The organism is Arthrobacter sp. P1_A5 (assembly GCF_056406825.1).
The window spans coordinates 1-5,268 of record NZ_JBFTZL010000224.1; the positions used below are offsets into that span (position 1 = coordinate 1).

The following is a 5,268-nucleotide window of genomic DNA, read 5'->3' on the forward strand; positions in this document are numbered from 1 at the left end:
GTGTCGGAAACCTCCTCATTCTCCGTGAACTCGAACATGATCGACGACGTCGGAAAGCTGCAACGCCTGGCTGCAAGCAGCGTCGCACGAAGGCACGCGGCCGGTTCGTACACCGCGTTCGGCATGAAGTTGATGGAGAGAATCAAGTCCTCACCGGCAGGAAACAGCCGCGATGCCAGCTCGATTGCCTTGACGCGGCAGTCCTGGTCGAAACGGTACTTTTGCTCAGGTGCGACTCTGGACAGGACGTGAAAAGCCCCCTCTCCCGTCAAGCCTCTGACCAGTGCCTCGGAGCCCCATACGCGACCAGCAACGGCGTCATAGATCGGTTGGAAGGCAGGGTCTTCCGCGCCTTGCCCATCCGCCGGAAACCTGTGTGACCCATCAGACACGAGTTGCAGGACACAATGTGATGGCCGTGCCTGTAGTGAAGCCCTATCCTCGAATAATCATGACTTCAGCATCAAATACGGATCCGGCAGCGCCAGCTGCGGCGGAGACCGCAGCGGGCAGCGCCGGAAATGCCGGGCTGGCGTCGCGCCCCATCGGCGTCTTCGACTCCGGAGTCGGCGGCCTCACGGTGGCCCGCTCGATCATTGACCAGCTGCCCAACGAATCCATCCTGTATGTCGGCGACACTGCGCACGGCCCCTACGGCCCCCTTCCCATCGCCGAAGTCCGGGCCAACGCCCTCGGCGTCATGGACGAGCTCGTGGATTCCGGCGTGAAGCTGCTGACCATCGCCTGCAACTCCGCGTCCGCCGCCGTGCTGCGTGACGCCCGCGAACGGTACACGGCCCGGTACGGGATCCCCGTGATCGAAGTGATCCAGCCGGCCGTGCGGCGCGCCGTCGCGGCGACCCGGACGGGCCGGGTGGGTGTGATCGGGACCTCGGCCACGGTGGGCTCACGCGCCTACGAGGACACCTTCGCCGCGGCCCCGGATCTGGAGATCACGTCCGTGGCCTGCCCGGCGTTCGTGCCGTACGTGGAGGCCGGGATTACCACCGGACCGGAACTGCTCGCCGTCGCCCGCGACTACCTGGCACCGCTCATTGCCGCCGGAGTGGACACCGTGGTGCTCGGCTGCACCCACTACCCGCTGCTCACCGGCGTGATCTCCTTCGTTATGGGCGAGGACGTCACGCTGGTTTCCAGCGCCGAGGAAACCGCCAAGGACGTCTACCGGGCTTTGGCCTCCCGGGGCCTGGAGCGCACGGACGCCGCGGCGCCGGAGCACAATTTCATCGCCACCGGCGACGCCGCCCAGTTTGAGCACCTCGCCCGGCGCTTCCTGGGCCCCGAGGTCCTCAGTGTCCGCCACGTGGACCACGTCGCGGCGCAGTACCCCACCGGCAGCCTCGCCCGGATCACCCCGGAGATGATCGCCGCCGCCCGGGCCGGCGCGGGCCGGCCGCGGATCTCCAACTTCGTGGGCGGATCCGCGGGCGGGGGACCACTGCTGTGAAGCTGACCATCGTGGGCTGTACCGGCTCCTTCCCGGGGCCGGGTTCGCCGGCGTCGTGCTATCTGCTGACCGCCAACGACGGCGAGCGGAACTGGAAGATCGTCCTGGACCTCGGCAGCGGGGCTCTCGGCGCCATCCAGCGCTACACGGACCTGGAGGACATTGATGCGATCTTCCTCACCCACCTGCACCCGGACCACTGCATGGACCTGTGCGGGCTCCATGTTGCCGTGCGCTGGAAGCCGGGCGGCTGGGGACGGGGAAGGATTCCGGTGTGGGGGCCCGCCGCGACGGCCGACCGGATGGCCACGGCCTACGGGCTGGACCTGGATCCGGGCATGCACGAGGAATTCGATTTCAGCACCTGGTCCGAGCGCAAGCCGGTCAGCGTCGGCCCGTTCACGGTGACGCCCTATGCGGTGAACCATCCGGTCGAGGAGGCCTACGCCCTCCGCGTGGAGGTCACCGAGCCCGCCAAGGACGGCACGCCCGTGACCCGCGTCCTGAGCTACTCCGGGGACACGGACTCCTGCGCGGGCCTGGAGGACGCCGCGCGCGACGCCGACCTTTTCCTGTGCGAGGCGGCGTTCGAGGAAGGCCGCGACGACGCGATCAAGGACGTGCACCTGACGGGCAAGCGGGCGGGGGAGGCCGCCGYCGCMGCCGGCGCSCGCCGSCTGCTSCTGACGCACATTCCCGTCTGGACGTCGCCGACCACCGTCATGGCAGAGGCCAAGGAGATCTTCGGCAAGGACGTGGCGGTCGCCGTCGCGGGCGTGCACTACACCGTCTAGCGCGCGCAGGCGGCCCGCGCGGGCCGGGCCGGGTGAGTCGATAAGCTAAAGGCATGACTTCCCAAGCTCCCAGTGTCCCCGTCATCCGCGCCGACGGCCGTACCCCCGACCAGCTGCGCCCGATCAGCATCACGCGCGGCTGGTCCAAGCAGGCCGAGGGTTCGGCCCTGATCGAGTTCGGCAACACCCGGGTCCTGTGCACGGCTTCCCTGACCGAGGGCGTGCCGCGCTGGCTCAAGGGCGAGGGCCGCGGCTGGGTCACGGCCGAGTACGCCATGCTGCCCCGGGCCACGAACACCCGGTCCGACCGCGAGTCGGTCAAGGGCAAAATCGGCGGCCGCACCCACGAGATCTCCCGGCTGATCGGCCGCTCGCTGCGCTCCATCATCGACACCAAGGCCCTCGGCGAGATCACGATCGTGCTGGACTGCGATGTCCTGCAGGCCGACGGCGGCACGCGCACCGCGGCGATCACCGGCGCCTACGTGGCACTGGCCGACGCCATCCGGTTCGCCCGCGAGAAGAAGATGATCGCCCGCAACGCCCAGCCCCTGATCGACACGATCGCCGCGGTGTCCGTGGGCATCATCGACGGCGTCCCGATGCTCGACCTGCCCTACGTCGAAGACGTGCGCGCCGAGACCGACATGAACGTCGTGGTGACAGGCTCCGGTAAGTTCGTCGAAGTCCAGGGCACCGCCGAGGGCGCACCGTTCGACCGTGACGAACTGAACAAGCTGCTGGACCTGGCGCTGCTGGGCACGGAGCAGCTCGCCGCGATCCAGCGCGACACCCTGGCGGAGGCCCCGTGACGGAGACGCCCCTCGCGGACCGGCCGGAAGCCGACGGCCCGGGCCCGCGGCTCGTCCTCGCCACCCACAACAAAGGCAAGCTCCGGGAACTCCGTGAGCTGCTCCGCGGCCAGGTTCCCGGGCTCGACGTCGACACGCAGGTGGTGGACGCCGGCGCCGTCGGTGCCCCCGACGTCGCCGAGACCGGCGTAACCTTCGCCGAAAACTCGCTGCTCAAGGCCCGGGCGGTGGCCGAGGCCACGGGGCTCGTGGCGATCGCCGACGACTCCGGACTGGCCGTGGACGTCCTCGGCGGCGCGCCTGGGATATTCTCGGCGCGCTGGTCCGGCCGGCACGGCGACGACGCCGCGAACCTGCAGCTGCTGCTCGCCCAGCTGGCCGACGTGCCGGACGAGTACCGCGGGGCCGCGTTCGTGTGCGCAGCAGCGCTGGCGGTGCCCGGGTCCTCGCCCGACGGCGGCCGGGAAGTCGTGGAATACGGGCAGCTGGAAGGGACACTCCTGCGGGAGCCGCGCGGGGAGGGCGGCTTCGGCTATGACCCCGTCCTGCAGCCGAACGGGCTGGACCGCAGTTGCGCCGAGCTCAGTTCCGAGGAGAAGAACGCCATCAGCCACCGGGGCCATGCGTTCCGGGCGCTCCTGCCGGCCATCGTCGAGGCCCTGGCCGGGAAGTAGCCGGCCCAACCAGGCTCAGGACGAAGGAAGGCGCCCCACACGGTGGGGCGCCTTCCTTGTTAACTGCTGCGTTTACTGCGGCAGTGCGCTACGGGGTCCGGCGCTCTTCTTCGGGCTCATGCTCTTCGATGAATTCGTCCACGGCGTCCGTGCCGTACTTCTCGGCCTGGCGCCTGGCGATGGCGCCCCGTATGACCTCGATGGCGATCGGGATCACGGAGACCAGCACGATGGCGATGAAGATGATGTCCAGGTTGTCCTTGACCCACGGCACTTTGTCCCCGAGCAGGTAACCCAGGAGCGTGACGCCGCCGCCCCACAGCACCGCGCCGATCACGTTGTAGGTGAAGAATTTGCGTTTGCTCATCTGCGCAACGCCCACGATCACCGGGACGAAGGTGCGGATGATCGGAACGAACCGGGCCAGGATCAGGGCCTTGCCGCCGTGCTTTTCGAAGAACGCATGCGCACTATCCACGTTTTCACGCTTGAACAGCTTGGAGTTGGGCCTGTTGAACAGGGCAGGTCCCGCCTTGGACCCAATCAGGTAGCCCACCTGGTTGCCGATGATCGCGGCGACGATGATGAGCGCGGTCAGGACCCAGATGTTGACCTGGATGGTGCCGGTGGCCACGAGCAGCCCGGCAGTGAACAGCATGGAGTCCCCAGGCAGGAAGAATCCGATCAGCAGCCCGGTCTCGGCAAAGATGATGCCGCAGACCAGCAGGACCACCCACGGCGCAAAGGCCGGATTCGCCAGGAAAACCTGGGGGTTGAGCCAGTCCGGCAGGAAGGAGGCCAGGTGCGGCTGGACGGGGCCGGCGCCGCCAAGGGCGGACACGGCGAGGTCGCTCATTGCTAGTACGTTCACCTGTTAAGGGTACTTGACGGCAGGCTGCAGGCCCGGGGGGCCCAGCCCCGGGGACCGTTCCCGGTGCGGGAGGATCCGTCCGCGGGCGGTAAAGTTGGGCCGTGACTTTGGACTTTACGGCGATCGACTTTGAGACCGCGAACGGCTTCCGCGGTTCACCGTGCGCTGTTGGCCTGAGCAAGGTCCGCGGCGGCGTCGTCGTTGAGGAAGCCTCCTGGCTCATGCGGCCACCGGAAAACCATGACACCTTCGACCACCACAACGTCCGGATCCACGGCATCCGGCCGGACCAGGTGGCGGGACTGCCGCGGTTCGGGGAGCTGTTCCCGGAGATCGGCGCGTTCATCGGCGGCGACGTGCTGGCGGCCCACAATGCAGGGTTCGATCTCGGTGTGATCCGCTCCGGCCTGGAGGTCTCCGGGATGGCCGGACCCGCGTACGACTACGTCTGCACAGTGATACTGTCCCGGCGCTGCTACTCCCTGGTGTCCCACGCTGCCGTACGCCGCCGAAGAGGCCGGGGTCCCGCTGATCAACCACCACGATGCCGCCGAGGACGCCCGGGCCTGTGCCGGCATCCTGATCGACATCGCCGCCCGCAACGGGGCAGCAAGCATCGCGGAACTCTACCTGTCCCTCGGCCTGACGG

5 protein-coding genes and 2 pseudogenes are annotated in these 5,268 nt (G+C 68.4%); 5 read left to right on the forward strand and 2 right to left on the reverse strand.

All coding sequences use genetic code 11. From position 1 onward, the window contains the following. Window positions 1-392, reverse strand: a pseudogene (locus AC1D1S_RS19040) (hypothetical protein); the annotation flags it as partial. Window positions 393-451: 59 nt separating this feature from the next. On the opposite strand from AC1D1S_RS19040, the gene murI reads away from it, so the two are divergent. From murI to rdgB, 4 genes are read left to right on the forward strand one after another with little or no spacing between them, the layout of a single operon-like run. Further along, the gene (gene murI, locus AC1D1S_RS19045; RefSeq protein WP_028276045.1) at window positions 452-1,468 is read left to right on the forward strand and encodes a glutamate racemase; all 1,017 of its coding nucleotides are present in this window, start codon (window positions 452-454) and stop codon (window positions 1,466-1,468) included. Continuing rightward, window positions 1,465-2,262 carry an MBL fold metallo-hydrolase gene (locus AC1D1S_RS19050; protein ID WP_476995202.1) on the forward strand — a complete coding sequence of 266 codons (798 nt, stop codon included), beginning with the start codon at window positions 1,465-1,467 and terminating at the stop codon, window positions 2,260-2,262. The genes murI and AC1D1S_RS19050 overlap by 4 nt, the downstream gene beginning before the upstream one ends. Before the next feature lie 53 nt (window positions 2,263-2,315). After that, window positions 2,316-3,074 carry a ribonuclease PH gene (gene rph, locus AC1D1S_RS19055; RefSeq protein WP_028276043.1) on the forward strand — a complete coding sequence of 253 codons (759 nt, stop codon included), beginning with the start codon at window positions 2,316-2,318 and terminating at the stop codon, window positions 3,072-3,074. Beyond that, entirely contained in the window at window positions 3,071-3,748 is a 678-nt protein-coding gene (rdgB, locus tag AC1D1S_RS19060; protein ID WP_476995203.1) for an RdgB/HAM1 family non-canonical purine NTP pyrophosphatase, read from the forward strand. The genes rph and rdgB overlap by 4 nt, the downstream gene beginning before the upstream one ends. An 88-nt stretch (window positions 3,749-3,836) precedes the next feature. On the opposite strand, the gene AC1D1S_RS19065 is transcribed toward rdgB, so the two are convergent. Continuing rightward, on the reverse strand, window positions 3,837-4,604 hold the full coding sequence (locus AC1D1S_RS19065) for a VTT domain-containing protein (protein ID WP_243181326.1): 768 nt from the start codon (window positions 4,602-4,604) through the stop codon (window positions 3,837-3,839). A 116-nt stretch (window positions 4,605-4,720) separates the two neighbouring features. On the opposite strand from AC1D1S_RS19065, the pseudogene AC1D1S_RS19070 reads away from it, so the two are divergent. After that, a pseudogene (locus AC1D1S_RS19070) lies at window positions 4,721-5,268 on the forward strand (3'-5' exonuclease); the annotation flags it as partial.

What these genes read in the sequence shown, in the direction of transcription:
- murI (WP_028276045.1), top strand. Translation starts at nt 452, where the DNA reads ATGACTTCAGCATCAAATACGGATCCGGCAGCGCCAGCTGCGGCGGAG.
- rph (WP_028276043.1), top strand. Translation starts at nt 2,316, where the DNA reads ATGACTTCCCAAGCTCCCAGTGTCCCCGTCATCCGCGCCGACGGCCGT.
- AC1D1S_RS19065 (WP_243181326.1), bottom strand. Translation starts at nt 4,604, where the DNA reads ATGAGCGACCTCGCCGTGTCCGCCCTTGGCGGCGCCGGCCCCGTCCAG.